We start from the raw sequence: 26,655 nt of genomic DNA, 5'->3' as shown, positions 1-26,655 counted from the left end.
AGCGCTTTTCCAGGCGCCTGGCGGCATCCACATCCCCTTTTTTGCTCCCCATTTTGTTGTCGAGCCGGCACCCGCCGATGCGGGCCGGCCAGGCCGCTGCATGCCCGTTGCCGCCGGTCGAACCATCGCACCACCAGACATTGCTGAAAGACACATCGCCATGACACAAACCTTCCTCTCTTCGCGCCGCCGCCAGGTGGTCTTGTCCAGCCTGGCCGCTGCGGCCCTGGGTGCCGCCGGTGGCACGGCCTTCGGCCAAACCCCGGCACGCGTGCTGCGCGTAGGCCACCAGAAGGGCTGGCTGTCCATCCTCAAGGGCCGCGGCACGCTGGAAAAGCGCTTGGCACCGCTGGGCGTGAAGGTCACCTGGACCGAGTTCAACGCCGGCCCGGTGCAGCTCGAAGCACTCAATGTGGGCGCCATCGACTTCGGCGACGTGGGCGAAGCGCCCCCGATCTTTGCCCAGGCCGCCGGTGCGCCGCTGGTGTACGCCGGCGCCACCGTGCCCCGCCCCGCACTGGAGGCCGTGATCGTGCCCAAGGACTCGCCGATCCGCAGCGTGGCCGACCTCAAGGGCAAGCGCGTGGCCTACAACAAGGGCTCCAACGTGCAGTACTTCCTGGTCAAGCTGCTCGAGAAGAACGGCCTGAAGTACGGTGACGTGCAGTCGATCTTTCTGGCCCCGGCAGACGCGCGTGCTGCCTTCGAGAAGGGCGCCGTGGACGCCTGGATCATCTGGGACCCCTTCCTGGCCGCAGCGCAGAAAACGCTGGACGCGCGCCTGCTGGTGGACGCCACCGGCGTGGTCAACAACCGCGCCTACTACTTCACCTCGCGCGACTACGCCACGCGCAATGCCGATGTGCTGCGCATCGCCATCGAAGAGGTCAACGCCATCGACACCTGGGCGTCAAAGAACCAGGGCGCCGCCGCCGCGGAGCTGACCACGGTGCTGGGCCTGGACCGCAGCATCACCGACCTGTACCTGAGCCGCGCCAAGTTTGGCACCGCCCCCGTGACGCGCGAAATCATCGCCGAGCAGCAGTCGATTGCCGACACCTTCTTCGAGCTCAAGCTCATCCCCAAGAAGCTCAACCTGCTGCACGCCGCGCCGGTGGACCTCAGCGCATCCTGACTACAAGGAGCGTCCATGCACACCCCCATGCCTTTCCCGCTGCACGAGCAACTGCGCCGCGTGCTGTGCGTGACCGCGAGTTCCTGGGGCCTGCCCATGCGCCCGCGCTGTGCGGGTGTGCATGCGCCCCGGTTCGGTTTTGCCATCTCCTACTGACGCCATAACAAAAGAGGTTTCCCATGCAGATCTTCTGGTTCATTCCCACCCACGGCGACAGCCGCTACCTGGGCACTTCCAAGGGCGCGCGCCAGCTCAGCCACGACTACCTGCAGCAGGTGGCGGTGGCGGCCGACAGCCTGGGCTACGAAGGCGTGCTCATTCCCACCGGCCGCTCGTGCGAAGACCCGTGGGTGATCGCTTCGAGCCTGATCGCGGTCACCAAGAAGCTCAAGTTCCTGGTCGCCGTGCGCCCCGGCCTGCACCAGCCCGCGCTGGCTGCGCGCATGGCCGCCACCTTCGACCGCCTGTCGGGCGGGCGCCTGCTGATCAACCTGGTGACCGGTGGCGATCAGACCGAGCTGGAGGGCGATGGCGTGTTCCTCGACCATGCCACGCGCTACGAGCAGTCGGCCGAGTTCATCCGCATCTGGCGCGAGATCATGGCCCGCAGCCACACCGGCGAGACCTATGATTTCGAAGGCCAGCACCTCACGGTGAAGGGCGCCAAGCTCTTGTTCCCACCGCTGCAGAACCCGCATCCACCGGTGTACTTCGGCGGCTCGTCCGACGCGGCCCACGACCTGGCGGCCGAGCAGGTCGAAACCTACCTGACCTGGGGCGAACCCCCGGCCGAAGTGGCCAAGAAGGTGGCTGACGTGCGTGCACGGGCCGCCAAAAAGGGCCGCACGGTGAAGTTCGGCATCCGCCTGCATGTGATCGTGCGCGAGACGGACGAGCAGGCCTGGGCTGCCGCCGAGGAGCTCATCAGCCATGTGGACGACGCGACCGTGGTGCGCGCCCAGGCGGTGTTTGCGCGCATGGACTCGGAAGGCCAGCGGCGCATGGCGCGCCTGCATGCCGGTGGCGCCAAGCGTGCGCGGGCGGATCTGGAGATCAGCCCCAACCTGTGGGCCGGCGTGGGCCTGGTGCGCGGCGGTGCCGGCACGGCCCTGGTGGGCGACCCTGTGACCGTGGCCGCGCGCATCACGGAATACGCGGCCCTGGGCCTGGACACTTTCGTGCTCTCGGGCTACCCGCACCTGGAAGAGGCCTACCGCTTTGCCGAGCTGGTGTTCCCGCTGCTGCCCCTGTCAGTGCGCGAGAAGCTCAGCGGCGGCAACCCGCTGGGCCCGTTCGGCGAATCCGTCGCCAACGAGCTGCCGCCGCGCGCCTCGCAAAGCTGAGCGCCGCACCGCACCCTAGGAGATCGCCCATGGCCATCCATTCCATCAACCACGTGCAACTGGCCTTTCCAGCCGGTGCAGAGGAACCCATCCGCAACTTCTACAGCAGCCTGCTCGGCCTGCCCGAGGTGCGGCTGGCCGCAGGCAACGCGCTGCATTTTGCCGCCGGCACCCAGCGCATCGACCTGGTGCCCACCGACCACTGGCAGAGCGCGCCCTCGGTGTCGCACCTGGCGCTGGAGGTGCAGGACCTGCCCGCACTGCGCGGGCGCCTGCTGCAGGCCCAACTGCCCCTGGTGGAGAACCGGGCGCTGCCCGGCTACCTGCGCTTTTACGTGAAAGACCCGGCGGGCAACCAGCTGGAATTTCTGGAACCCGACACCGAACGACAGGAGTTCGCATGACTTCATCATCCCTCCGTGAGCTGCAGGTCTCGCCTGTGGCCGACTCCATCGACGCGCCCCACCTGGCGCCGTTGGTGCCCTCGCAATGGCTGCGCTTTGCCAAGGGCGTGCTGCAGCGCCTGCTGCCCTGGGCCGTGCCGGTCACGCTGATCGTGGTGTGGCAGATCGCCTCGTCGCTGGGCTGGCTCTCCACCCGGGTGCTGCCCGCGCCGCTGGAGGTGGTCAAGGCCGCGTGGACGTTGACCGCCTCGGGCGAGCTGTGGACACACGTCAAGGTCAGCGCCGGCCGGGCGCTGGCGGGCCTGGCCATCGGCGGCGGCCTGGGGCTGGCGCTGGGGCTGCTCACGGGCTCGGTGCGCCTGTTCGAAACGCTGCTGGATTCCACCATCCAGATGGTGCGCAACATCCCGGCGCTGGCGCTGATCCCGCTGGTGATCCTGTGGTTCGGCATCGACGAGTCGGCCAAGCTGTTCCTGATCAGCGTGTCGGTGTTCTTCCCGATCTACCTGAACACCTTCCACGGCATCCGCAACGTGGACCCGGGCCTGATCGAGATGGGCCGCACCTACGGCCTGTCGCGCTGGCAGCTGTACCGCCAGATCATCCTGCCCGGTGCGCTCTCCAGCATCCTCGTGGGCCTGCGCTTCTCGCTGGGCCTGATGTGGGTGATCCTGATCGTGGCCGAGACCATCTCGGCGCAGTCGGGCATCGGCTATCTGACCATGAACGCACGCGAGTTCCTGCAGACCGACATCGTGCTCGTGGGCATTCTGCTGTACGCGCTGCTGGGCAAGCTGGCCGACCTGTTCGCCAAGGGCCTGGAAGGCTACTGGCTGCGCTGGCACCCCGGCTACCAGAGCGCCTGAACACCCCCATTGCATGCATGCCCCGCCAGAGGGGCTCCAAGGATTTCCATGTCTTCAATCTCCCACTTCACCTCCCGGCGCACCACGCTCGCTGCGCTGGCCGCCCTGGCTGCCACGGCCAGCGGCCTGGCGTCCGCACAAAGCGGCGCCAAGCCCGATACCGTGCGCATCGGTTACCAGAAGTCGTCCACCCTGATCGTGGTGCTCAAGACCCAGGGCACGCTCGAGAAGCTGCTGGCCCCCCTGGGCACCAAGGTCACCTGGCACGAGTTCACCAGCGGGCTGCCGTTGCTCGAAGCCCTGAACCTGGGCAACATCGATGTCAGCGCTGATGTGGCCGACACCGTGCCGGTGTTCGCCCAGGCGGCCGGTGCCGCCCTGACCTTCGTGGCGCAGGAGGCCCCGTCCCCCTCGGCCCAGGCCATCGTGGTGCGTGCCGATTCGCCGCTCAAGACCGTGGCCGACCTCAAGGGCAAGAAGATCGGCTTTGCCAAGGCCGCAGGCGCCCACTACCTCTTGATCGCCGCGCTGGAGAAGGCCGGCCTGTCGTTCAAGGACATCGACCCCGCCTACCTCACGCCGGCCGACGGCCGCGCCGCCTTCGAGCGCGGTGCCATCGACGCCTGGGTGGTGTGGGACCCGTTCCTCGCCGCGGTGCAGCGCCAGTCGAATGTGCGCATCCTGGCCGACGGGCGCGATGTGGCCTCCTACCAGCGCTACTACCTGGCCGCCACGCCCTACGCCCAGGCCCGCGCCGACGTGCTGCGCGTGCTGTTCGCCGAGCTGCAGAAGGCGGGCACCTGGGTCAAGGGCAACCCGAAGGACGCTGCTGCGCTGCTGGCACCTGTGTGGGGGCTCGATGCCGCCACAGTGGAGCAGGCCAACAGCCGCCGCAGCTACGAGGTGCGTGCCGTGGTGCCGGGCGGCTTGTCCGAGCAGCAGCGCATTGCCGATGCCTTTTTGTCCGAGAAACTGCTGCCCCGGCGTGTGAACACGCTGGACGTGGCCCTCTTCAAGCCGGGAGCCTGACACCATGGCACTACCCAACGTGACACCGCGCGACACCAGCAACAACGGCGTGCGCCTGGAAGTGCGCGGCGTGGACAAGCGCTATGGCGCCCGCGAGGTGCTCAAGAAGACCGAGCTGGTGATCGAGCCCGGCCAGTTCGTGGCCATCGTGGGCCGCAGCGGCTGCGGCAAGAGCACGCTGCTGCGCCTGGTGGCGGGGCTCGAATCCGTCTCGGGCGGCACCATCCGCCTCGATGGCCAGGCCGTGGACGGCCTGAGCGAGGACACGCGCATCATGTTCCAGGACTCGCGCCTCTTGCCCTGGAAGCGTGTGGCCGACAACGTGGCACTGGGCCTGCCGGCCGAGCGCCGCGGCGCTGCCGCCGACGTGCTGGCCCGTGTGGGCCTGGGCGACCGGCTGGGCGAATGGCCGGCGCGCCTGTCGGGCGGCCAGCGCCAGCGCGTGGCCTTGGCGCGTGCCCTGGTACACAACCCGCGCCTGCTGCTGCTCGACGAACCCCTGGGCGCGCTCGATGCGCTCACCCGCATCGAGATGCACCGCCTCATCGAAGGCCTGTGGCAGGCCAGCGGTTTCACCGCGCTGCTGGTCACGCACGACGTGCAGGAGGCGGTGGCCCTGGCCGACCGCGTGATCCTGATCGAAGACGGGCAGATCGCGCTGGACCAGCTGATCGACCTGCCGCGCCCGCGCTCGCATGGCGATGCCGCGTTTGCCGCCATCGAAAAACGCATCCTCGACCGCGTGCTGCAAAAGCCCGATGCCGAACCCAGCGCCGCCGACGCGCGCTGGCCCGGTGTGCCCGCGCACGGCCTGCGCTGGGCGGTGTGAGCGCCTTCGCCCCCTCTGATTTTTTGACCCATCCATCCGTTCCCGGACTTTCAAGGAGAAACACCATGTCCATTCAAGCCATCAACGTGCGCAACCAGTTCAAGGGCAAAGTGCGCGAGATCATCCGCGGCGACGTCGTCTCCGAGGTCGATGTCGAAACCCCCTGGGGCATCGTCACCTCCGTCATCACCACGCGCTCGGTCGACGACCTCGCGCTGGTCGTGGGCTCCGACGTGGTCGCGCTGGTGAAGTCGACCGAGGTGTCCATCGCCAAGCTGTGATGCCTGCCTGGGGGCGTGCCTCCAACCCCCTTGAAGGCCCCGCGACGCGGGGCTTTCGCATTTGCGGGGCAGGGCATAGCCATATCTGTTTTTCTTCGTTGGCCCCCGGAGCGTCCAGACCTACGCTGCGGGCTTCGATTCGCATCCACAGGATTCCCGCATGACCGCCAGCAGCACGCCAAAGCCCCGTACCCTTCAACTTGGCCTGGTGCTGCATGGCGTAGGTGCTGGCTGGGGTGACTGGCGGCACGAGAATGCGGTGACCGATGCCAGCGTGAATTTCGGCTTCTACAAGGAACAGGCGCAGCTGGCCGAGAAAGCGCGCTTCACCTTCCTCTTCGTGGCCGACAGCGTACACATCACGCCGCGCTCCAGCCCGCATTACCTGAACCGCTTCGAGCCGCTGACGATTCTCTCGGCGCTGGCTGCGGCCACCTCGCACATCGGCCTGGTGGCCACCGTGACGGCCAGCTACAGCGAGCCGTTCACCGTGGCCCGGCAGTTCGCCTCGCTCGACCACATCAGCGGTGGCCGTGCGGGCTGGAACGTGGTCACCTCCTGGCTCGACGGCAGTGCGCGCAACTACGGGCGCCAGGAGCACTACGCGCACGACGTGCGCTACCGCCTGGCGGGCGAGCACCTGGACGTGGTGCAGGGCCTGTGGGACTCGTGGGAGGACGATGCCTTGGTGCGCGACAAGGCCACGGGCCGGTTCTTCGACCCGGCCAAGCTGCACCGCCTGGACCACCAGGGCGAGTTCTTCGCCGTGGAGGGGCCGCTGAACATCGCGCGTTCGCGCCAGGGGCAGCCCGTGATCTTCCAGGCCGGCGCCTCGCCCGATGGCAAGGCCTTTGCGGCCGAGCGGGCCGATGCCATCTTCTTCCATGCCGACAGCTTCGAGGAGGCGCAGGCCTACTACCGCGACGTGAAGGCCCGCGTGCGCGCAGAGGGGCGCAACCCCGACGAGGTGTTCCTGCTGCCAGGCTTTCGCCCCATCGTGGGCCGCACCGAAGAGGAGGCCGAGCGCTGCTACGAGGAACTGGCCGCGCTGGTGCCCATCGAGAATGCGATTGCCGCGCTGGCCCGGCCGTTCAACGACCACGACTTTTCGCAGTACCCGCTGGACGAACCGTTCCCGGACCTGGGCGAGCTGGGCCGCAACAGCCAGCAGAGCACCAGCGACCGCATCAAGCAGCATGCGCGCACGCACGGCCTGACCCTGCGCGAGGTGGCCCTGTGGCATGCCCGGCCGCGCCGCACCTTCGTGGGCACGGCCGAGCAGGTGGCCGATGAAATCCAGCGCTGGTTTGAAGGCGGTGCGGCCGATGGCTTCAACTTCTTCGAGGCCCTGCCCAACACCTCACTCAAAGCCTTTGTGGAACTGGCCGTGCCGGTGCTGCAGGCGCGCGGGCTGCTGCGCACGGACTACGAGGGCGAAACGCTGCGCAGCCATTTCCAGCTGCCGGTGCCGGTGAACCGGTATGCAAACGGCGCCGATGAACCGGTCGAACTTCTGGAGGAATCGGTAACGGCCTAGCTGCCGTAGCCCATGATCGCCACCGCATGGCAGCCCGTGCCGGCGGCCACGAAGCCATGCCATACGGCGTGGGCGTAGCGCAGCCGTGAATCGAGCACGAAAAACGCCACCCCCACGGTATAGGCCACGCCGCCCGCGATGAGCCAGTGCGCGCTCCACTGCGTGAGCTGGCCGATGAGGGGCAGGGCGGCCACCAGCGCCAGCCAGCCCATGAGCACGTACATGCCGGTGGACAGCCACGCCGAGCGCAGCCGGTTGAAGGCCTTGAGCACCAGGCCCAGCGCGGCCACGGCCCAGACCAGCGCCAGCAGGGCGAAGTTCCAGTCGCCATCGGGACGGTGCAGCGCGAAGGGTGTGTAGCTGCCCGCGATGAACAGGTAGATGGCGCCGTGGTCGAGCTTCAGTGCCGCCTGCTTGAAACGCCCCTCGGGCAGGGCGTGGTACACGGTGGAGGCCAGGTACAGCAGCACCATGGTGGCGGCGAAGACGATGGCGCCGGCCATGCTGGCAGCGCCCTGCGGGCGTGCCGAGGCGATGAGGAAAGGGGCCGCGATGACGGCGGCCAGCAGTGCCAGGCCGTGGCTGGCACTGTTGGCCAGTTCTTCGCCGGGGGTCTGGTCGCGGCACTGCATGGCAAGGACCGTCTCAGCGCGGTATCAGCGGGGCAGGGCCGTGTGCTGCCGCTCGCGCCAGGCGTGGTAGCGCGAGCGCTGCAGCGCGAACAGCTCCACCAGGCCCCAGGCCATGGCGCAACCCATGATCCCGAACAGCGCCACGGTGCGCAGCGGTTCAATCCTGCGCGGAGAGCGGGAGCGGCTCGTCATGGAAAAAGCAGTCGTTGTCAGGAAGGTCGAAGGAGAACCAGCTCTCGTCCAAGAGCTCGTCGAACAACCGCTGCAATCCGAGAAATTTCCAGAGCATGGTGACCTCCTGGGTGGTGTGAAGCTCCCTCAAGATAGCGTTGCCATGTGACGGTTTTGCGTCAGTGTGGCAATCGCAACAGGCCTGCGCAAAGACCCTGGCGCATGGAGCTGTGGGCGCTATGCTGGCTGTTTTTCGCTGCCAGAGACCACCACCACCGTGCCCGACACCGTTCTGCCCGAACTTGCGGCGCTGCAAAAGATCATCGACCAGGGCGGCGACCGCCTGGACGCCCGGGTGGTGCATACCGTGGAGATGCCTTCGGGCGAGCGTTTTCCCATCCATGCCATCAGCCTGGGCAACCCCGACCGCAGCGTGCCGGCCATGGGCTTCTTCGGCGGCATCCATGGGCTCGAAGGCATCGGCGCCGAGGTGGTGATCGCCTACCTGCAGAACGTGGTGACGCGCCTGCCCTGGGACCTGGCCCTGAACCAGCAGCTCGAGCAGGTGCGCCTGGTGTTCATGCCCATCGTGAACCCGGGCGGCATGTGGGCCGCCACCCGGGCCAACCCCAATGGGGTGGACCTGATGCGCAATGCCCCCGTGGACGCACTGGACCGGGTGCCCTTCCTCATCGGCGGCCAGCGCCTGAGTGCGGGCCTGCCGTGGTACCGCGGCAAACCGGGTGCGCCCATGGAGGCCGAGAGCCGCGCCCTGTGCGAGGTGGTGCATGACGAACTGCTGTCGCGCCCCTTCAGCATCGCGCTGGACTGCCATTCGGGCTTTGGCATCAGCGACCGGCTGTGGTTTCCGTTCGCGCACACGAAGAAGCCCATCGCCCACCTGCCGGAGTTGCATGCGCTGCACGAGATCTTTCTGCAGGCGCATGCCTACCACCCCTACATCATCGAGCCGCAGAGCGCGCAGTACCTCACGCATGGCGACCTGTGGGACCACCTGTACATGCAGGCCTGCAACGACCCCACGCGCACCTTTTTGCCGCTGACGCTGGAGATGGGCTCCTGGCGCTGGATCAAGAAGAACCCGCGCCAGCTGTTCTCGCGCAAGGGCATCTTCAACCCGCTGATCAACCACCGGCTGCAGCGCGTGCTGCGCCGGCACATGCCGCTGCTCGACTTTCTCTCGCGCGCGGCGGGCAGCCACGAGCGCTGGGTGCCCGCACCTGAAGCGCGGGTGCAGCGGCGTGCCGATGCGCTCAGCTTCTGGTATTGATGGTATGGCGATGCCGCAGCCAAACCGCTGGATCTTTCTGCGTGGCCTTACGCGCGAGGCCGTGCACTGGGGTCACTTCGTGCCGGCCTTTCTGGCCGCCATGCCGGGTGCCGAGGTGCTGATGCTGGACTTGCCGGGCAACGGTCGCTGGCATGCGCGCCCAAGCCCATTGTCGGTTGCAGCCATGGTGGCGGAATGCCGGGCAGAGCTGGAACGGCGCGGCTGCACCGGGCCGCACCACCTGCTGGCCATGTCGCTCGGGGCCATGGTGGCCACCGAGTGGGCGCGCACCGCCCCGGCCGAGGTGCAGGGCTGCGTGCTCATCAACACCAGCTTCGGCACCTTCAGCCCCTTCTACCGGCGCTTGCGGCCGCGCAACTACGTCGCGCTGCTGCGCGAGGTGTTGATGGCGCGCAGTCCACAGGCGGCCGAGTCCGCCGTGCTGCGGCTCACCAGCAACCGTGCGCCGGAGCGTGCTGCCGTGGTGGCCGACTGGGTGGACGCGCGCGCGCAAAGGCCCGTGTCGTCATCGAATGCCCTGCGCCAACTGGTGGCGGCTGCACGCTACCGGGCGCCGCGCACATGCCCTGTGGACCGCATGCTGCTGCTGGCCAGCACCCACGATGGCCTGGTGAGCAGCCAGTGCTCGCAGGCCATCGCCAGCGCCTGGGCTTGCCCGCTGGTGCTGCACCCCTGGGCCGGGCACGACCTGCCGCTGGACGACCCGGCCTGGGTGGCGGGGCAGGTGGCGCAATGGTCAGCGGTATGAGTCTGCCCACCACGCAGGCAGCAGCGCACGCACCTCGGGCCGGCCAAAGCGGTCATCCATCAGGTGTACCACGCCCTCGTCGCTGGGCGTGCGGATCACGCGGCCGGCGGCCTGCACCACCTTCTGCAGGCCGGGGTAGAGGTAGGTGTAGTCGTAGCCCTCGCCGAACAGCGCCTGCATGCGCTCCTTGACCTGCTCATTGACGGGGTTGACCTGGGGCAGGCCCAGCGTGGCCAGAAAGGCCCCGATCAGGCGCCGGCCCGGCAGGTCGATGCCTTCGGCGAAAGCGCCGCCCAGCACCGCGAAGCCGATGCCCTCGCTGGTGTCGGTGAAGCGCGCAAGGAACTTCCTTTGCTCCGATTCGAGCATGCGCCGCGACTGGCTCCAGTGCGGCAGGTGGGGGTGGCGCTCGGCCAGCATCGTGGCTGCCTGCTGCAGGTATTCGTAGCTGCTGAAGAAGGCCAGGTAGTTGCCCGGCCGCTCGGTGAACTGCTGCGCCATCAGCGCCACAATGGGCGCGAGCGAGGACTTGCGGTCGGGGTAGCGGGTGGAGATGTGGCGCGCCACCTGCACCGTCAGTTGGGCGGCCTGGAACGGGGACTCCACGTCGATGGCCAGGTGGTCCGTGGGCAGGCCCAGCAGGTCGGTGTAGTAGCGCTCGGGCCGCAGCGTGGCCGAGAACAGCGTGCTGGTGTGCGCGGCCTCCCAGCGCGGGCCGAGGAAGGGCGCGGGCACCAGGTTGCGGATGCACAGGGTAGAGCTGCCGGGCGCCCGGGCGGCCTGGGGCAGGCCCGAGGCCGTGGGCTGGGTGGCGTCCACCAGCGAGTGCGCGTCGAGCAGCCCGGCCATGCGCACCAGGTGCAGGGCATCGAAGTAGAAGGCCTGCAGGGCAGCATCGGGCTCTGCCGGGTGCTCGGCCAGGTGGTCGGTGAGGGTGTTGCCGCAGTGCTGCAGCGCGTTGAGCAGGTCTTCGGGAAAGGCCTCGTACACCGCGTAGGGGGCCGTCTGCTGCTTGTCCAGCGTTACCCAGGCGCGGCGCACCTTCTCCAGCGCCTTCTTGACTGGTGGGTAGCGGCTGGCACTGGCGGACTTGCGCGCCTGGGCTAGGCTGTCCGGCCGCAGCTCGGCGGTGTACATCTTGCGGCCCCGGTCCACGAGGTTGTGGGCCTCGTCCACCAGCAGCGCCGTGCGCCAGCCGTTGGCCTGGGCCAGGCCGTGCAACAGGCCGCCCATGTCGAAGTAGTAGTTGTAGTCGCCCACCACCACGTCGGCCCAGCGCGCGAGCTCCTGGTTCAGGTAGTAGGGGCAGACCTGGTGCGCCAGCGCCGCAGTGCGCACCTCGGCTTGGTGCAGGGTGATGCGTTCGCCCCCGGCGCCGGGCTGCAGCGCGGCGGCGCGCGCGGCCGGCAGGCGGTCGTAGAAGCCCTGCGCCAGCGGGCAGGACTCGCCGTGGCAGGCCTTGTCGGGGTGCTCGCAGGCCTTGTCGCGCGCCACCAGCTCCAGCACGCGCAGCGGCAGGGCGGGCGCGCTGTCGCACAGGCGGGCGAGGGCGTCGAGTGCAGTCTGCCGCCCCGAGGTCTTGGCCGCAAGAAAGAACACCTTGTCCAGCCGCTGCGCGGGCGCCGCTTTGAGCAGCGGGAACAGCGTGCCCATGGTCTTGCCGATGCCCGTGGGCGCCTGGGCCATGAGGCAGCGCCCGGCACCCGCAGCCTTGTACACCGCCTCGGCCAGCGGGCGCTGCCCGGTGCGAAAGCCGCCGAACGGGAAGGCCAGGGCGCTGAGCGCTGCATCGCGCGCGCTGCGGTGCGCCACCTGCGCCTCGGCCCAGGCCAGAAAGCGCTCGCACTGTTCCTCAAAGTGCTGCTGCAGCTCGGCGGCCGAGCGGCGCTCGGTGAACACCGTCTCCTTCTGGCTGGCGATATCGAAGTACACCAGCGCCAGGTCGATGTGTTCCAACCCTTCCTGCGCGCACAGCAGCCAGCCGTAGATGCGCGCCTGCGCCCAGTGCAGCGCGCGGTGCGAGGCGGGCTGGCGGTCGAGCCGGCCCTTGAAGGTCTTGACCTCGTCGAGCCGCGCATGCTCCGGATCGAAGCCATCGGCCCGGCCGCGCACGCGCAGGCTCTTGTAGCTGCCGGCCAGCGCCACCTCGGCACGGTAGCCGTCGCCCCGGCGCGCGGCGGCCAGGGCATGGCCGGCCATGCCCTCCAGGGCCGTGGGGGCGGGCGTGAAGCGCAGGTCCAGGTCACCCTGCTTGGCGGTGAACTCGCACAGCTCGCGCACCGCCACGGTGTAGGTCATGTGGCCTCGGTACAGGGAGGCAGGTCGTCTGCAGCGGGTTCGCCCAGGTACGCCTGGGCCAGCCCGTCCTCGCTGCGCAGCGGCGTGGCCTTGCACAGCGCCATCCACACGGCAAAGGGCAGAGCGCAACTGGCATGGCGTGCGGGGCGCAACAGCTCGAAGCGGCCCTCGTCGAGCGCGCCATGCAGTACCCAGATGCCGAAGTGCTCGGGGATCTCGCCGGGCTCGGCCACGCCCGCCGGGAACACGTAGTAGCACTCCTCGCAGAGCCACTGGTAGGCCTGGCGCTTGGCGTCGTGGCGCAGGTCCGACAGCAGGTCGGCGCGGCTGTACTTGATCTCGTGCACCATGGGCTGCAGGTAGGCCGGCACCGTGGTGTTGCGCACCGAGAACAGGTCCGGCCGTGCCATGCGCCAGACATTGGCGGCCTTGCGGCTCGCGGGCGTGTCTTCGCTCCACAGCGGGTTGCTGGTCGCAGGAGGCGGTGGAGGGCTCTCATGGGCCGCGCCCTCGATCACGGCGCGCAGCGACAGCTCGCGCCAGACGATGCGGCCCGAGGCCACCAGGTGCGCGGCAAACTTCTGGCCCAGCCGGTCGTGCGCACTGAGCGCCCGCACGCCACGCTGGCGCGCTTCGGCCAGGGTGCGGATGCCGTCCTCGGTGAGCTTCAGGGTCTCGAAGCCCTCGGGCGAGGTGTGCAGGGCGACCAACTGCGCAGCCAGCAGGTCGATCTCCAGCGCGTCCTTGCAGGGCCAGCCGGCCGAGCGCCAGATCTGCATCAGGCGGGTGCGGTGGAAGCGGTTGATGGTCGGCGCCGTCATATGGGCTCGGGGATTCTTCAAAACACTGATTGTAATTACAGTATTTTCCTCCCTTTCGCCCTTGCCGTCACCCCTTCACAGTGTTGTTACACCGCCGGGAACCTCACCACTCCGCGAAACTGCCATCCTTGTGGCGCCACACCGGGTTGCGCCAGCGGTGGCCTTCTGCAGCACGTTCGCGCACATAGGCCTCATTGACCTCGATGCCCAGGCCCGGGCCCTGGGGGATGGCCACCATGCCGTCCTGGTACGCAAACACCTCGCCGTTGGAGACATAGTCGAGCAGGTCGTTGCTGGCGTTGTAGTGGATGCCCAGGCTCTGCTCCTGGATGAAGGCGTTGTAGCAGACGCCGTCGAGCTGGAGGTTGGCCGCCAGCGCAATGGGTCCCAGCGGGCAGTGCAGGGCCAGGGCCACGTCGTAGGCCTCGGCCATGGAGGCGATCTTGCGCGTTTCGGTGATGCCGCCCGAGTGCGAGGGGTCGGGCTGGATGATATCCACATAGCCTTCGGACAGCACGCGCTTGAAATCCCAGCGCGAGTACAGCCGTTCGCCCAGGGCGATGGGGGTGGACGACAGGTGGGCCAGCTCCTTCAGGGCCTCGTAGTGCTCGCTGAGCACCGGCTCCTCGATGAACATCAGCCGGTAGGGGTCGAGCTCCTTGAACAGCACCTTGGCCATGGGCTTGTGTACCCGGCCGTGGAAGTCCACGGCAATGCCCACGTTGGGGCCCACCGCTTCGCGCACGGCCGCCACGTTCTGCAGGCACTTTTCCACCTTGTCGAAGCTGTCCACGTACTGCAGCTCCTCGGTGCCATTCATCTTCACCGCCGTGAAGCCGCGGTCCACGGCCGCCTTGGCCGCCGCAGCGGTCTCGCTCGGCCGGTCACCGCCGATCCAGCTGTAGACCTTGATGCGGTCGCGCACGCAGCCGCCGAGCAGCTCGGACACGGGCACGCCCAGGGCCTTGCCCTTGATGTCCCACAGCGCCTGGTCGATGCCGGCCAGGGCGCTCATGTGGATGCCGCCGCCGCGGTAGAAGCCGCCGCGGTAGAGCACCGTCCAGTGGTCCTCGATGTGGCGCGGGTCCTTGCCGATGAGGTAGTCGCCCAGCTCCTCGATGGCGGCCGCCACGGTGTGGGCCCGGCCTTCGAGCACGGGCTCGCCCCAGCCGACGATGCCTTCGTCGGTCTCGATTTTCAGAAAGCACCAGCGCGGTGGCACCAGGAACGTGGTCAGTCGGGTGATCTTCATGGCGGGGAGTTCGTCGAATAGTGGAGAGGAGATCCGTCAGGAGGTGGGGTAGGACTGGCGCCATGCCTGCATGAAGGCCGCCGCCTGGCGCGCCACGTCGGCGGCGCTGTCACCGGGCTTGTACAGGGCCGAGCCCAGGCCAAAGCCACTGGCACCGGCTGCGGCGTAGGCCGCAATGCCCTCGTGCGTGATGCCGCCCACGGGCAGCAGGGCCACCGGCGGGCGCAGCACGGCACGCCAGGCCTTGAGCACGGCGGGCGCCAGCGCCTCGGCCGGAAAGAGCTTGAGCGCATCGGCCCCCGCCGCCAGCGCGGCATAGGCCTCGGTCAGCGTGGCCACGCCAGGGGCGCAGGCCATGCAGGCCGCCTTGGCGGCGCGGATCACCGCCGCATCGCTGTGCGGCATGACGACGATCTGCCCGCCGGCCGCGGCCACGGCGGCGCAGTCTTCGGGGCGGATGACGGTGCCAGCGCCGATCAGCACCTCGGCCGGCAGCGCGTCGCGCAGCGCTCGGATGCTGGCCAGTGGCTCGGGCGAGTTGAGCGGCACTTCGATGATGCGAAAGCCGGCCTCGCAGAGCGCCTGGCCGATGGGTACCACTTCGGCGGGCGATACGCCGCGCAGGATGGCGACCAGGCCGCAGTGCTGCATGGAGGCGGCAAGCAGTTGTGAAGAAGAGGGGATCATCGTGCAGCCTCCGTGCTGCGTGGTTCGGTCGGGGTCACCAGCGCGGCAGCGGTGGCGATCTGCCACAGCCCCCGCGCGGTGGCGTTGTCGGCCAGCTCGGGTGCGGGCAATCCGTAGGCGGCCAGGGCCAGGGCGTAGCGCCGGCACAGGTCGGGCTCGCCGCAGAGCACGATATGTGCGGGCGTGGCGCCTGCTTCTTGCTGGGCCGCCAGTGCAGCCACCTCGTGGCCGATGAGCAGACCGGAGAGGTAGTCGGCCTGGGCCGTGCCGGGCAGTGCGCCCGTCAGGCCCAGCGTGCGCGTGCTGAAGATGTGCGAGAGCAGGCCGAGCGAGGCCTCGGCCGAGCGCGCCACCAGCAGGCCGCGCGCAAACGCTGCGTCGTCAGGGGCGTCCGCTGTCTGCATGGTTCGGCCCAGGATGGTGTGGCCGCGCAGTGCAGCAAACACCTCACCGGTCATGAAGGTGTGGAACTGCGCGATGGAGCGGCGGCGCGCCAGCACCCACTTGCTGTGCGTGCCGGGCAGGCCGATCAGCACGGGGGCATCGCCCGGCAGGGCCGAAGCCGCCATCACGCCCAGCACCTGGGTCTCCTCGCCGCGCATCACGTTGGGCAGGTCGCCGCGCTGGAGCAGGCCGGGCACGATGTGCACCTGCGGGCCTGTGCTGTGCTCCACCAGCGTGAGTCCGCGCGCCAGGTGGTCCAGCGAGGCGGGCGATTCGAGGTAGCGGGCTTCGCGCCAGCCCTGGGCGCTGCCCACCATGCCGCAGGCCAGCACGGGGATGCCGGGCCGGGCCCGCACCCAATCGCCGCAGACATCGTCGAAGGCGTGCTCGAACGCGGCGGCCGGCGTGGCATGGGCCTGGCCATTGGCCGCAGCCGGCAGGTTCATGATGCCCCAGGGCCGGTGGCGCATCTCTTGCACGGCACCAGTGGCATCGAAGCGAAAGGCGCGCAGCGAACTGGTGCCCCAGTCCAACCCGATCAGGGCAGTTGCGCTATTGGATGCAAGGGTGTTGTTCGTCATGGGCAGACTACTTGCCCCAGCGCAGCACCAGCGGGTCCAGGCGCCGGGCGATGTCGATCAGCCCCCGGCGCACCTCGGGGTGCATGGCCGGGAAGGGGTGGCGCCCGGCCTCGCAGGCGATCACGCCGCCTTCCTTCATCAGCGCCTTGGCGGCGAGGATGCCGCCCTGGCGGTTCTCGTGGTTGATGAGCGGCAGCCAGCGCTGGTAGAGCGCGAAGGCCTGGTCGGCATCGCCCTGGCGATGCGCCTCAAGGATGGGGCGTATGCCATCGGGAAAGCCGCCGCCGGTCATGGCGCCGGTGGCGCCGGCATCCAGGTCGGCCAGCAGGGTGATGGCCTCCTCGCCATCCCACGGCCCTTCGATGGCTGCGCCGCCCAGTCGGATCAGCTCACGCAGCTTGCTGGCCGCTCCCGGCACCTCGATCTTGAAGTAGGCCAGGTGCTCGATCTCCTGCGCCATGCGCGCCAGAAACGGGGCCGACAGCACGGTGCCGCTGGCGGGCGCATCCTGCACCATGATGGGAATGCCGATGGCATCCGACACCCGGGCATAGAACTCGTAGATCTGCGCCTCGGGCACGCGGAAGGTGGCGCCGTGGTAGGGCGGCATCACCATCACCATGGCGGCGCCCATGTCCTGCGCGGCGCGGCTGCGCTCGGCGCATACGCGGGTGCCGTAGTGCGTGGTGGTGACGATCACCGGCACGCGGCCCGCTACGTGTTCGAGCGACAGGCGGGTGAGGGTCTCGCGCTCTGCGTCCGAAAGGGAAAATTGCTCGGAGAAGTTGGCCAGGATGCACAGGCCGTCCACGCCGGCATCGATCATGAAGTCGAGGCAGCGCTTCTGGCTGGCCAGGTCGAGGGTGCCGTCCTCGTGGAAGGTGGTGGGCACCACGGGGAAGATGCCGCGGTAGCGGGGGGGCTTGGCAGAGGTGGTCGTTGGCATGTCGTTGTGAAGAGAAGTGGTCATCAGTGCGAATGGCGCGGTACGGCAGCGCCCCGGCAGCCGACCAGGAAGTCGAAGTCGCAGCCTTCATCGGCCTGCAGCACATGGTCCACATACAGGCGCTGGTAGCCGCCGCGCCCGCCCATGTCGGTGTTGGCCAGCGCGGCCAGGCGTGCGGCCAGCTCTTCGTCGCTGATATCGAGGTGCAGGCGGCCCTGCTCGCAGTCGAGTTCGATGAAGTCGCCGTCGCGCACGGCGGCCAGCGGTCCGCCCGCGGCGGCTTCGGGCGCCACATGCAGTACGACCGTGCCGTAGGCGGTGCCGCTCATGCGCGCGTCGGAGATGCGCACCATGTCCTTCACGCCCTGGCGCAGCAGCTTGGGCGGCAGGCCCATGTTGCCCACCTCGGCCATGCCGGGGTAGCCCTTGGGGCCGCAGTTCTTCATCACCATCACGCAGCTGGCGTCGATGTCCAGGTCTTCATCGACGATGCGCTCCTTGTAGTGCTCGAGGTTCTCGAACACCACGGCGCGCCCCCGGTGCTTGAGCAGCTCGGGCGACGCGGCCGAGGGCTTGAGCACCGCGCCACGCGGCGACAGGTTGCCGCGCAGGATGCAGATGCCGCCATCGGCAATCAGCGGGTTGTCGATCGGGCGGATCACTTCGTCGTTGTACTGCGGCGCCTCGCGCACGTTGTCCCACAGGCTCTTGCCGTTGACGGTGAGCGCGCCCGGGTGGGGCAGCAGGCCGTTCTCGCCCAGGCGGCGCAGCACGGCGGGCAGGCCGCCGGCGTAGTAGAACTCCTCCATCAGGAAGCGGCCCGAGGGCTGCAGGTCCACCAGCGTGGGCGTGCCGCGGCCGATGCGCGTCCAGTCCTCCAGGTCCAGCTGCACGCCGATGCGCCCGGCAATCGCCTTGAGGTGGATCACCGCGTTGGTCGAGCCGCCGATGGCCGCATTGGTGCGGATGGCGTTTTCGAACGCCTCGCGCGTCAGGATCTTCGACAGCGTAAGCCCTTCGTGCGCCATCTCCACGATGCGCCGGCCCGACATGTGCGCCAGCACGTAGCGGCGCGAGTCCACGGCCGGAATGGCCGCGTTGTGCGGCAGCGAGGTGCCCAGCGACTCGGCCATGCAGGCCATGGTGCTGGCCGTGCCCATGGTGTTGCAGGTGCCGGCCGAGCGCGACATGCCGGCTTCCGCCGCGAAGAACTGGTGTTCGTTGATCTCGCCCGCCTTCAGTGATTCGTGCAGGCGCCACACGGCCGTGCCCGAGCCGATGTCCTTGCCATCGAGCTTGCCGTTGAGCATGGGCCCGCCCGTGACCACGATGGCTGGCACGTCGCAACTGGCCGCACCCATCAGCAGGGCGGGCGTGGTCTTGTCGCAGCCGACCAGCAGCACCACCGCGTCGATGGGGTTGCCGCGGATGGCTTCCTCCACGTCCATGCTGGCCAGGTTGCGCGTGAGCATGGCCGTGGGGCGCAGGTTGGACTCGCCGTTGGAGAACACCGGGAACTCGACCGGAAAGCCCCCCGCCTCGTAGATGCCGCGCTTGACGTGCTCGGCGATCTTGCGAAAGTGGGCGTTGCAGGGTGTGAGTTCGGACCAGGTGTTGCAGATGCCGATGATGGGGCGGCCATCGAATGCATGGTCCGGGATGCCCTGGTTCTTCATCCAGCTGCGGTACATGAAGCCGTTCTTGTCGGCGGTGCCGAACCATTCGGCGGAGCGGAGCTTGCGCGGGGAGGTGGTCATGTTTTTATCGGGAGAGGAGATACGATGGGTTCAGGAAGGCTTGCCGCTGCGATGGGTCAGCAAACGTTGCAGCAGGCAGAAAACGAAGAGCAGCACGCCGACGACGATGCGCGTCCACCACGAGCTGAGCGTGCCGTCGAAGGAAATCAGGGTCTGGATGATTCCGAGCATCAGCACGCCGAACAGGGTGCCGGCCACGTAGCCCAAGCCGCCCGTGAGCAGGGTGCCGCCGATCACCACGGCGGCGATGGCGTCGAGCTCCATGCCCGTGGCGTGCAGGCCATAGCCCGACAGCATGTAGAAGGTGAACACCACGCCGGCCAGCGCCGAGCACAGGCCCGAGAGCGTGTACACGCCGATCACCGTGGCGCGCACTGGCAGGCCCATGAGCACGGCCGAATGCTCGTTGCCGCCCACGGCATACACGTTGCGGCCAAACGGCGTGCAGTGCGCGACGAAGATGGCGGCCAGCAGCACGGCCATGGCGATCAGCGCGCCCAGCGAGAGCGAGGCACCCTCCCACAGTTCGAGGCGCCACTGCGCCATCGCGGAATAGGCCTCGTCGGCCATGCTGATCGAGTCGATGCTGATCAGGTAGCACAGGCCGCGCGCGAGGAACATGCCCGCCAGCGTCACGATGAAGGGCTGCAGCCGAAAGCGCTCGATCAGAAAGCCCATGAAGGCCCCGAACACCGTGCCCATGAGCAACACCAGCGGAATCGCCGCGAGGGGGCTCCAGTGGTGGTGCTCCACCAGGCTGGCGAGCACCATGGTAGTCAGCGCCACCACTGAGCCCACCGACAGATCGATGCCGCCCGAGAGGATCACGAAGGTCATGCCCACCGCGACGATGATCAAAAAGGCGTTGTCGATCAGCAGGTTCAGGAACACCTGGGCCGAGAAGAAGCCGGTGTAGAGCACCGAGCCCGCCGTGGCCATGGCCACGAACAGCGCGATGGTGGCCGCCAGCGGCAGGTACTTGGGGTTCAGGCGCATGCTGGGAGAAACAGGGCGTTGTGTTGGCGCGGCGGCGGCAGGTGCCACATCCAGGGTGGGGCTGTGTCCGCCGCTCATGACAGGGCTCCCCCGGCCGCAGGCCGGCGCACCAGGGCGCCGATCTGCGCGCGGAAGTCGGGCGACTGCAGCAGCATCACGATGAACACCACCACGGCCTTGACCACCAGGTTGATCTCGGGCGGTACGCCCAACGAGTAGATGGCATAGGTCAGCGTCTGGATGATGAGCGCGCCGATCACGCTGCCCACCAGGCTGAAGCGCCCGCCGGTCAGCGCCGTGCCGCCCAGCGTCACCGCCAGGATGGCGTCGAGCTCCAGCATCTGGCCGGCATTGTTGGCGTCGGCACTCTTCACGTTCGAGCTGATCAGCAGGCCGGCGATGCCCGCGCACACGCCGCAGAAGGTGTAGGCTGCGACGACCAGGCGGCGCGACTGCACACCGGCCACTCGCGCCGCCGTGGGGTTGATACCCACGGCCTGGACGAACAGGCCCAGCGCCGTGCGCGTAACCGCCAGGTACAGCCCGGCAAACACGGCGGCCAGCACGAACAGCGAAAACGGCAGGCCCAGCAGGTAGCCCCCGCCCAGGAAGAAGAAGGGCGCGTAGTAGATGGTGATGATCTGCCCGTCGGTGATCAGCTGGGCAATGCCCCGGCCCGCCACCATGAGGATCAGCGTGGCGATGATGGGCTGCATGCCCACCTTGGCCACCAGCAGGCCGTTCCACAGCCCGCACAGGGCCGCCACGCCGATGGCGCCCAGGATGGCCAGCGGCAGGGGAAAGCGGCTCTCGCCGCCCGAGACCGAGCCGCCGATCATCCAGGCGCCCACGGCGGCAGCGATGGCCACCACGGCACCCACCGAGATGTCGATGCCGCGCGTGGCGATCACCATGGTCATGCCCAGTGACACCAGCGCCAGGGGCGCCGCACGGTTGAGGATGTCGACCAGGCTGCCGTAGAAGTGGCCGTCGCGCCACTCGATGTGCAGAAAGCTCGCGTTGAACGCCGTGTTCACGGCCAGCAGCAGGGCCAGCGTGACCAGCGGCCAGGTGAGCCGGTGGCGCAGCGCAGCGGCCAGCAAGGAAGAGGAGGGGGAGGGTGCGTCAGGCATTTTCGGCGGCAATCAGTTCGTACACGGCTTCTTCGCTGCTGCCTGCAGGCAGCTCGCCGACCTTGCGGCGGTCGCGCAGCACCACGATGCGGTGCGCCACGCGCACCACTTCGCTCATTTCGGAGGAGATGAAAACCACCGCCATGCCGGCATCGGCCAGGCACAGGATCTGCTCCATGATTTCCTGCTTGGCTGCCACGTCGATGCCGCGCGTGGGCTCGTCCAGGATCAACAGGCGCGGCTCGATGGCCATCCAGCGCGCCAGAATCGCCTTTTGCTGGTTGCCGCCCGAGAGCAGGGCGATGGGCGTGTCCACGCTGGCGGTCTTGATGCCCAGCAACTGCACATAGCGCTCCGCAATCGCCGTCTGTTCGGCACGCGAGAGGAAGCGTCCCATGCCCATGCGCGCCTGCAGCGCCAGGGCGATGTTCTCGCGCACCGAGAGTTCGGCGACGATGCCATCGGTCTTGCGCTCCTCGGGGCACAGGGCCAGGCCCGCGCGGATCGCATCCATGGGATTGGAGAAGGTGACGGTACGGCCATCAATGCGCAGCACGCCCTTGTCGGGCGCCTGCAGACCGAACAGCAGCCGTGCCAGCTCCGTGCGGCCCGATCCCAGCAGGCCCGCCAGGCCCACCACCTCGCCGGCACGCACCTTGAGGTCGATGGGCTGCAACTGTCCGCTCTGGCCCAGGCCCATCGTCTCCAGCAGGGCCGGCGCCGCGTCGTCGAACACGGGGGCCACCGTTGGCTCTGTGCACTGCGCTGCCAGCTCGCGCCCCAGCATGGCGGCAATCAGGGCCTGCGGGCCCAGGTCGCCCACCGCCCACTCGCCCACCCAGGCACCGTTGCGCAGCACCGTGATGCGGTCCGACACGGCATACACCTGGTTCAGGAAATGGGTCACGAAGACGATGGCCAGGCCCTCGCCACGCAGCCGGCGCAGCACCTCGAAGAGCTTTTGCACCTCGTCGTCATCCAGGCTGGAGGTGGGCTCGTCCAGGATCAGCACCTTGGCCTCGATGCTCAGCGCCCGGGCAATGGCCACCAGCTGCTGCACGGCCACCGGGTAGTCCGAGAGCAGTCGCGTGACGTCGATGGACAGGCCGATGCGCGCCACCAGATCACGCGCGCGCTGGTGCAGCGTGGCCCAGTCGATGCGAAAGCCCTGGGCGATGCCGCAGCGCGGGTAGCGGCCGGCAAAGATGTTTTCGGCCACCGACAGGTTGGGGCAGAGGTTGACCTCCTGGTACACGGTGCTGATGCCCAGGCGCTGCGCGGCCAGCGGACAATCGGGCCACACGGCCTGGCCACCCAGGCGCATCTGGCCGCCGCTGGCTTCGAGCACGCCGGTCAGCACCTTGATCAGCGTGGACTTGCCCGCGCCGTTCTGGCCCATGAGGGCGTGGATCTCGCCCGGGTACAGGTTCAGCTGCACGTCGCGCAGCACGGGGATGCCCGAGAAATGCTTGTGGATGCCCGTGAGTTCCAGCACGGGAGCAAGGGCGTGAACGGCGGCCGAGTCCATGGCTTTCAGGCCTTGTTCTTGTTGTAGACGTCGACCAAGACTGCGGCCAGCAGCACCACGCCCTTGATGACCTGCTGGTAGTCGATGCCGATGCCCAGGATGGACATGCCGTTGTTCATCACGCCCATCACGAAGGCGCCGATCACCGCGCCCATGACCTTGCCCACGCCACCCGAGGCCGAGGCCCCGCCGATGAAGCAGGCGGCGATCACGTCGAGCTCGAAGCCCAGGCCCGCTTTGGGCGTGGCCGTGTTCAGCCGCGCGGCGAACACCAGGCCCGCCAAGGCGGCCAGCACGCCCATGTTGATGAAGGCGTAGAACGACAGCCGCTCGGTCTTGATGCCCGAAAGCTTGGCCGCTTTTTCATTGCCGCCCATGGCGTAGATGCGCCGGCCGATGGTGGTGCGGCTGGTGACGAAATCGAACAGCACGATCAGCAGTGCCATGACCACCAGCACGTTGGGCAGGCCCTTGTACGAGGCGAGCAGGTACGAAAAATAGACCAGCAGCGCCGCGAAAACGGCGGTGCGCGCCACGAAAAAGGCCAGCGGCTCGGCCTGCACGCCGTGCTTGAGGCGGTTGGCCCGCGCCCGCACGCCGGCCACGGCCAGCGCCACGGCCACGGCCACGCCCAGCAGCAGCGAGGTGAGCTTGAGGCCCTCGACGCTGAACAGGTCGGGGATGAAGCCCGAGCTGAGCATCTGGAACTCGGCAGGGAACGGCCCCACCGACTGCCCGGCCAGCAGCGCCAGCGCCAGGCCCTTGAACACCAGCATGCCCGCCAGCGTGACGATGAAAGACGGAATGCGCGAGAAGGCCACGAACCAGCCCTGCAGCCCACCGATGATGCCGCCGCACAGCAGGCACACCAGCGATGCGGGCAGGAAGTGCCAGTGGTACTCCACCATCAGCACCGCCGCCAGCGCGCCGATGAAGCCGCAGACCGAGCCAACCGAGAGGTCGATGTGCCCCGCCACGATCACCAGCAGCATGCCCAGCGCCATGATGACGATGTAGCTGTTCTGCAGCAGCAGGTTGGTGAGGTTGAGCGGCTGCATCAGCGTGCCGTCGGTCATGTACTGGAAGAAGCCCATGATGGCCACCAGCGTGATCAGCATGCCGTATTCACGGAAGTTGTGCTTGATGTGTTCGAGCAGCGGCTTGTCGTTGCGGGCGGCCGCCTCGGCAGGATTGGCGAGGGTGGCAGTGGGGGAGGGGGTCATTGGGGTCATCTCAACTTGCTTTCACGATCGCGCGCATGATTTTTTCTTGCGAGGCTTCTGCGGTGTGCATTTCGGCGACGAATCGGCCCTCGTTCATCACGTAGATTCGGTCCGTGATGCCCAGCAGCTCGGGCATTTCCGACGAGATCACGATCACGCACTTGCCCTCGGCCGCCATCTGGGCAATCAGGGTGTAGATCTCGTACTTGGCGCCCACGTCGATGCCGCGCGTGGGCTCGTCGAGGATCAGCACCTCGGGGTTGGTGAACAGCCATTTGCCCAGCACCACCTTCTGCTGGTTGCCGCCCGAGAGGTTCACGGTCTTCTGGTCCACGCCCGAGCAGCGGATGCGCAACTTGCGCCGGTAGTCCTGCGCCACCTGGTGCTCGCGCCCATGGTCCATCACCGTGGCGGTGGAGATACCGCCCAGGTTGGCCAGCGAGACGTTGAACTGGATGTCTTCGTTGAGCACCAGTCCGTTGCCCTTGCGGTCCTCGGTGACGTAGGCCAGGCCATGGCGCACGGCTTTCTCCACCGTGCCGACGTCGATCTCCTGGCCGTTCAGCAGCACCTGGCCGCTGATGCGCTGGCCCCAGGACTTGCCAAAGATGCTCATCGCCAGTTCGGTGCGGCCCGCGCCCATGAGGCCCGCGATGCCCACGATCTCGCCGCGGCGCACATGCAGGTTGACGCCCTTGATGACCTCGCGATCGGCATGCTGCGGGTGGTGGGCGCGCCAGTTGCGCACCTCGAACACGGTGGGGCCGATGTCGGGCTGGCGCGGCGGGTAGCGGTCGGCCATCTCGCGGCCGACCATGGCCTTGATCACGCGGTCCTCGCTGACCAGGCCGGTGCGGCAGTCGAGCGACTCGACTGTGCTGCCGTCGCGCAGCACGGTGATGGCATCGGCCACGCGCGATATTTCGTTGAGCTTGTGCGAGATCAAAATGCAGGTGATGCCCTGCTTCTTGAGTTCGAGCAGCAGGTCCAGCAGCGCCTGGCTGTCGTTCTCGTTGAGGCTGGCCGTGGGTTCGTCCAGGATTAGCAGGCGCACCTGGCGCGACAGCGCCTTGGCAATCTCCACCAGCTGCTGCTTGCCCACGCCCAGGTGGGTGACCAGGGTCTCGGGCGACTCCTTGAGCCCCACCTTTTTCAGCAGGGCCTGGGCCTTGCTGTGCGCGGCCATCCAGTCGATCACGCCATGGCGCGCCGTCTCGTTGCCCAGGAAGATGTTTTCGGCAATGGACAGCAGCGGCACCAGCGCCAGTTCCTGGTGGATGATGATCACACCCAGGTGCTCGCTGTCGCGGATGCCGCCGAACTGGCGCTCCTGGCCTTCGAAGACGATCTCGCCGCTGTAGCTGCCGTGCGGGTAAACGCCCGAGAGCACTTTCATCAGCGTGGACTTGCCCGCGCCGTTCTCGCCGACGATGGCGTGGATCTCGCCGGCGCGCACGTTCAGGTTCACCTGGTTGAGTGCGACCACGCCGGGGAAGGTTTTGCGGATGTTCCGCATTTCAAGAATCATGGACTGGGCTCGTGCAGGAAGCGCTGCGGGCTTCCTCTGTTGTCTCACGTGGCCCTGGTACCAGGGGAGATGCGCTGCCTCCCCTGGCCCAGGCTGGGTTACTTGACTTGAGATTCCTTGTAGTAGCCGCTGCCCACCAGCACCGCGTTCCAGTTGGACGCATCGACCGACACCGGCTTGAGCAGGTACGACGGAACCACCTTCTCGCCGTTGTTGTAGGTCTTGGTGTCGTTGATCTCGGGCTGCTTGCCCGAGAGCGTGGCGTCCACCATGTTGGCGGCCACCTTGGCCAGTTCGCGCGTGTCTTTGAACACGGTGGAGAACTGCTCGCCCTTGAGGATGGACTTGACCGAGGGGATTTCGGCATCCTGCCCGCTCACCACCGGGCAGGGCTGCTGCGCCGTGCAGTAGCCCACGCCCTTGAGCGAGGACAGGATGCCGATGGACAGGCCGTCGTAGGGCGAGAGCACGGCATGCACCTTGTCCTTGCCGTAGTAGGCCGAGAGCAGGTTGTCCATGCGTGCCTGCGCCACCGAGCCGTCCCAGCGCAGCGTGCCCACCTTGTTCATGCCCAACTGCTTGCTGCGCACCACCAGCTTGCCGCTGTCGATGTAGGGCTTGAGCACGCTCATGGCGCCGTCGTAGAAGAAGAAGGCGTTGTTGTCGTCGGGCGAGCCACCGAAGAGTTCGATGTTGAACGGGCCCTTGCCCTGCTTCAAGCCCAGCTTGTCGACGATGGAGCTGGCCTGCAGAACGCCGACCTGGAAGTTGTCGAAGGTGGCGTAGTAGTCCACGTTCTTCGAGCCCTTGATCAGGCGGTCATAGGCGATGACCTTGACGCCCTTGTCGGCCGCGCTCTGCAGCACGCGCGAGAGGGTGGTGCCGTCGATGGAGGCGATCACCAGCACCTTGGCGCCCTTGGTGACCATGTTCTCGATCTGCGCGAGCTGGTTGGGGATATCGTCGTCCGCATACTGCAGGTCGGTCTTGTAGCCGCGCTCCTTGAGCACCTTGACCATGTTGTCGCCATCGGCGATCCAGCGCGACGAGGACTTGGTGGGCATGGAGATGCCGATGCTGCCCTTGTCCTGGGCCAGCGCCAGCGGCGCAGCACCCAGGGCGGCGAGGGCCGCGGTGGCCAGTACGGTCTTGAATAGGATGCGTTTCATTGAAT

General features: G+C 67.9%; 27 protein-coding genes. 11 read left to right on the top strand and 16 right to left on the bottom strand.

The window, feature by feature from the left end:
- The first annotated feature begins 160 nt into the window (after window positions 1-160).
- The 9 genes from AC0IZS_RS28585 (at window position 161) to AC0IZS_RS28545 (ending at window position 7,424) form a co-directional block, all read left to right on the top strand.
- Entirely contained in the window at window positions 161-1,135 is a 975-nt protein-coding gene (locus tag AC0IZS_RS28585; protein ID WP_471638777.1) for a sulfonate ABC transporter substrate-binding protein, read from the top strand.
- 15 nt (window positions 1,136-1,150) lie between these two features.
- A complete protein-coding gene (locus AC0IZS_RS28580; RefSeq protein ID WP_471638776.1) occupies window positions 1,151-1,291 on the top strand; it encodes a hypothetical protein in 141 nt (46 codons plus the stop codon).
- A gap of 23 nt (window positions 1,292-1,314) precedes the next feature.
- Window positions 1,315-2,478: an FMNH2-dependent alkanesulfonate monooxygenase gene (gene ssuD / locus AC0IZS_RS28575; protein ID WP_471638775.1), complete on the top strand. Its 1,164-nt coding sequence runs from the start codon at window positions 1,315-1,317 to the stop codon at window positions 2,476-2,478.
- A gap of 29 nt (window positions 2,479-2,507) precedes the next feature.
- A complete protein-coding gene (locus AC0IZS_RS28570) occupies window positions 2,508-2,882 on the top strand; it encodes a VOC family protein (RefSeq protein WP_428000346.1) in 375 nt (124 codons plus the stop codon).
- Window positions 2,879-3,748, top strand: a complete 870-nt coding sequence (gene ssuC / locus AC0IZS_RS28565) for an aliphatic sulfonate ABC transporter permease SsuC (protein WP_471638774.1) — start codon at window positions 2,879-2,881, stop codon at window positions 3,746-3,748. The genes AC0IZS_RS28570 and ssuC overlap by 4 nt, the downstream gene beginning before the upstream one ends.
- Window positions 3,749-3,796: 48 nt before the next feature.
- Window positions 3,797-4,777 carry an aliphatic sulfonate ABC transporter substrate-binding protein gene (locus tag AC0IZS_RS28560; RefSeq protein WP_471638773.1) on the top strand — a complete coding sequence of 327 codons (981 nt, stop codon included), beginning with the start codon at window positions 3,797-3,799 and terminating at the stop codon, window positions 4,775-4,777.
- Window positions 4,778-4,781: 4 nt separating this feature from the next.
- Window positions 4,782-5,606 carry an ATP-binding cassette domain-containing protein gene (locus AC0IZS_RS28555; protein ID WP_471638772.1) on the top strand — a complete coding sequence of 275 codons (825 nt, stop codon included), beginning with the start codon at window positions 4,782-4,784 and terminating at the stop codon, window positions 5,604-5,606.
- A 65-nt stretch (window positions 5,607-5,671) separates the two neighbouring features.
- Window positions 5,672-5,887: a TOBE domain-containing protein gene (locus AC0IZS_RS28550; protein ID WP_056168199.1), complete on the top strand. Its 216-nt coding sequence runs from the start codon at window positions 5,672-5,674 to the stop codon at window positions 5,885-5,887.
- 160 nt (window positions 5,888-6,047) lie between these two features.
- Complete coding sequence (locus AC0IZS_RS28545) at window positions 6,048-7,424, top strand: LLM class flavin-dependent oxidoreductase (protein WP_471638771.1); 1,377 nt, start codon at window positions 6,048-6,050, stop codon at window positions 7,422-7,424.
- On the opposite strand, the gene trhA is transcribed toward AC0IZS_RS28545, so the two are convergent.
- The 3 genes from trhA to AC0IZS_RS28530 are packed head-to-tail and all read right to left on the bottom strand — an operon-like array spanning window position 7,421 to window position 8,345.
- Window positions 7,421-8,056, bottom strand: a complete 636-nt coding sequence (trhA, locus tag AC0IZS_RS28540) for a PAQR family membrane homeostasis protein TrhA (RefSeq protein ID WP_471638770.1) — start codon at window positions 8,054-8,056, stop codon at window positions 7,421-7,423. The genes AC0IZS_RS28545 and trhA overlap by 4 nt on opposite strands.
- A gap of 24 nt (window positions 8,057-8,080) precedes the next feature.
- Complete coding sequence (locus AC0IZS_RS28535) at window positions 8,081-8,248, bottom strand: hypothetical protein (RefSeq protein WP_471638769.1); 168 nt, start codon at window positions 8,246-8,248, stop codon at window positions 8,081-8,083.
- Entirely contained in the window at window positions 8,214-8,345 is a 132-nt protein-coding gene (locus AC0IZS_RS28530) for a hypothetical protein (RefSeq protein ID WP_255357714.1), read from the bottom strand. The genes AC0IZS_RS28535 and AC0IZS_RS28530 overlap by 35 nt, the downstream gene beginning before the upstream one ends.
- A gap of 159 nt (window positions 8,346-8,504) precedes the next feature.
- On the opposite strand from AC0IZS_RS28530, the gene AC0IZS_RS28525 reads away from it, so the two are divergent.
- Window positions 8,505-9,518 (top strand): M14 family zinc carboxypeptidase, encoded by a 1,014-nt coding sequence (locus AC0IZS_RS28525; protein WP_057265869.1) that lies wholly within the window; start codon window positions 8,505-8,507, stop codon window positions 9,516-9,518.
- Window positions 9,519-9,528: 10 nt separating this feature from the next.
- Entirely contained in the window at window positions 9,529-10,287 is a 759-nt protein-coding gene (locus tag AC0IZS_RS28520; RefSeq protein WP_471638768.1) for an alpha/beta fold hydrolase, read from the top strand.
- Here AC0IZS_RS28520 and AC0IZS_RS28515 read toward each other — a convergent pair.
- The 13 genes from AC0IZS_RS28515 to chvE form a co-directional block, all read right to left on the bottom strand.
- The gene (locus AC0IZS_RS28515; protein ID WP_471638767.1) at window positions 10,276-12,585 is read right to left on the bottom strand and encodes a helicase C-terminal domain-containing protein; all 2,310 of its coding nucleotides are present in this window, start codon (window positions 12,583-12,585) and stop codon (window positions 10,276-10,278) included. The two genes, AC0IZS_RS28520 and AC0IZS_RS28515, sit on opposite strands and share 12 nt — an antisense overlap.
- Entirely contained in the window at window positions 12,582-13,406 is an 825-nt protein-coding gene (locus AC0IZS_RS28510; RefSeq protein WP_471638766.1) for a hypothetical protein, read from the bottom strand. Before AC0IZS_RS28510 ends, AC0IZS_RS28515 begins: the two co-directional genes overlap by 4 nt.
- Window positions 13,407-13,509: 103 nt before the next feature.
- Window positions 13,510-14,658, bottom strand: a complete 1,149-nt coding sequence (dgoD, locus tag AC0IZS_RS28505; RefSeq protein ID WP_471638765.1) for a galactonate dehydratase — start codon at window positions 14,656-14,658, stop codon at window positions 13,510-13,512.
- Between the two features lie 36 nt (window positions 14,659-14,694).
- Entirely contained in the window at window positions 14,695-15,345 is a 651-nt protein-coding gene (locus AC0IZS_RS28500; RefSeq protein ID WP_471638764.1) for a 2-dehydro-3-deoxy-6-phosphogalactonate aldolase, read from the bottom strand.
- Complete coding sequence (locus AC0IZS_RS28495; RefSeq protein WP_471638763.1) at window positions 15,342-16,370, bottom strand: 2-dehydro-3-deoxygalactonokinase; 1,029 nt, start codon at window positions 16,368-16,370, stop codon at window positions 15,342-15,344. Before AC0IZS_RS28495 ends, AC0IZS_RS28500 begins: the two co-directional genes overlap by 4 nt.
- A gap of 7 nt (window positions 16,371-16,377) precedes the next feature.
- Window positions 16,378-17,316: a dihydrodipicolinate synthase family protein gene (locus AC0IZS_RS28490; protein ID WP_471638762.1), complete on the bottom strand. Its 939-nt coding sequence runs from the start codon at window positions 17,314-17,316 to the stop codon at window positions 16,378-16,380.
- 23 nt (window positions 17,317-17,339) lie between these two features.
- Window positions 17,340-19,073: an IlvD/Edd family dehydratase gene (locus tag AC0IZS_RS28485; RefSeq protein ID WP_471638761.1), complete on the bottom strand. Its 1,734-nt coding sequence runs from the start codon at window positions 19,071-19,073 to the stop codon at window positions 17,340-17,342.
- Window positions 19,074-19,103: 30 nt separating this feature from the next.
- Window positions 19,104-20,069 carry a galactofuranose ABC transporter, permease protein YjfF gene (gene yjfF / locus AC0IZS_RS28480; protein WP_471638760.1) on the bottom strand — a complete coding sequence of 322 codons (966 nt, stop codon included), beginning with the start codon at window positions 20,067-20,069 and terminating at the stop codon, window positions 19,104-19,106.
- Window positions 20,070-20,143: 74 nt separating this feature from the next.
- Window positions 20,144-21,202 (bottom strand): ABC transporter permease, encoded by a 1,059-nt coding sequence (locus tag AC0IZS_RS28475; protein WP_057265633.1) that lies wholly within the window; start codon window positions 21,200-21,202, stop codon window positions 20,144-20,146.
- Window positions 21,195-22,730, bottom strand: a complete 1,536-nt coding sequence (locus AC0IZS_RS28470) for a sugar ABC transporter ATP-binding protein (RefSeq protein ID WP_471638759.1) — start codon at window positions 22,728-22,730, stop codon at window positions 21,195-21,197. The genes AC0IZS_RS28475 and AC0IZS_RS28470 overlap by 8 nt, the downstream gene beginning before the upstream one ends.
- 5 nt (window positions 22,731-22,735) lie before the next feature.
- Entirely contained in the window at window positions 22,736-23,962 is a 1,227-nt protein-coding gene (gene mmsB / locus AC0IZS_RS28465; protein WP_471638758.1) for a multiple monosaccharide ABC transporter permease, read from the bottom strand.
- 1 nt (window position 23,963) lies between these two features.
- Window positions 23,964-25,481 carry a multiple monosaccharide ABC transporter ATP-binding protein gene (gene mmsA / locus AC0IZS_RS28460; RefSeq protein WP_471638757.1) on the bottom strand — a complete coding sequence of 506 codons (1,518 nt, stop codon included), beginning with the start codon at window positions 25,479-25,481 and terminating at the stop codon, window positions 23,964-23,966.
- Between the two features lie 98 nt (window positions 25,482-25,579).
- A complete protein-coding gene (gene chvE / locus AC0IZS_RS28455) occupies window positions 25,580-26,650 on the bottom strand; it encodes a multiple monosaccharide ABC transporter substrate-binding protein (protein ID WP_471638756.1) in 1,071 nt (356 codons plus the stop codon).
- Between the last annotated feature and the right edge of the window lie 5 nt (window positions 26,651-26,655).

It is taken from the genome of Acidovorax sp. AC410, assembly GCF_979253235.1.
Note: the sequence above shows the minus strand (reverse complement) of the source record. Positions and strands in the feature narration are given on the sequence as shown.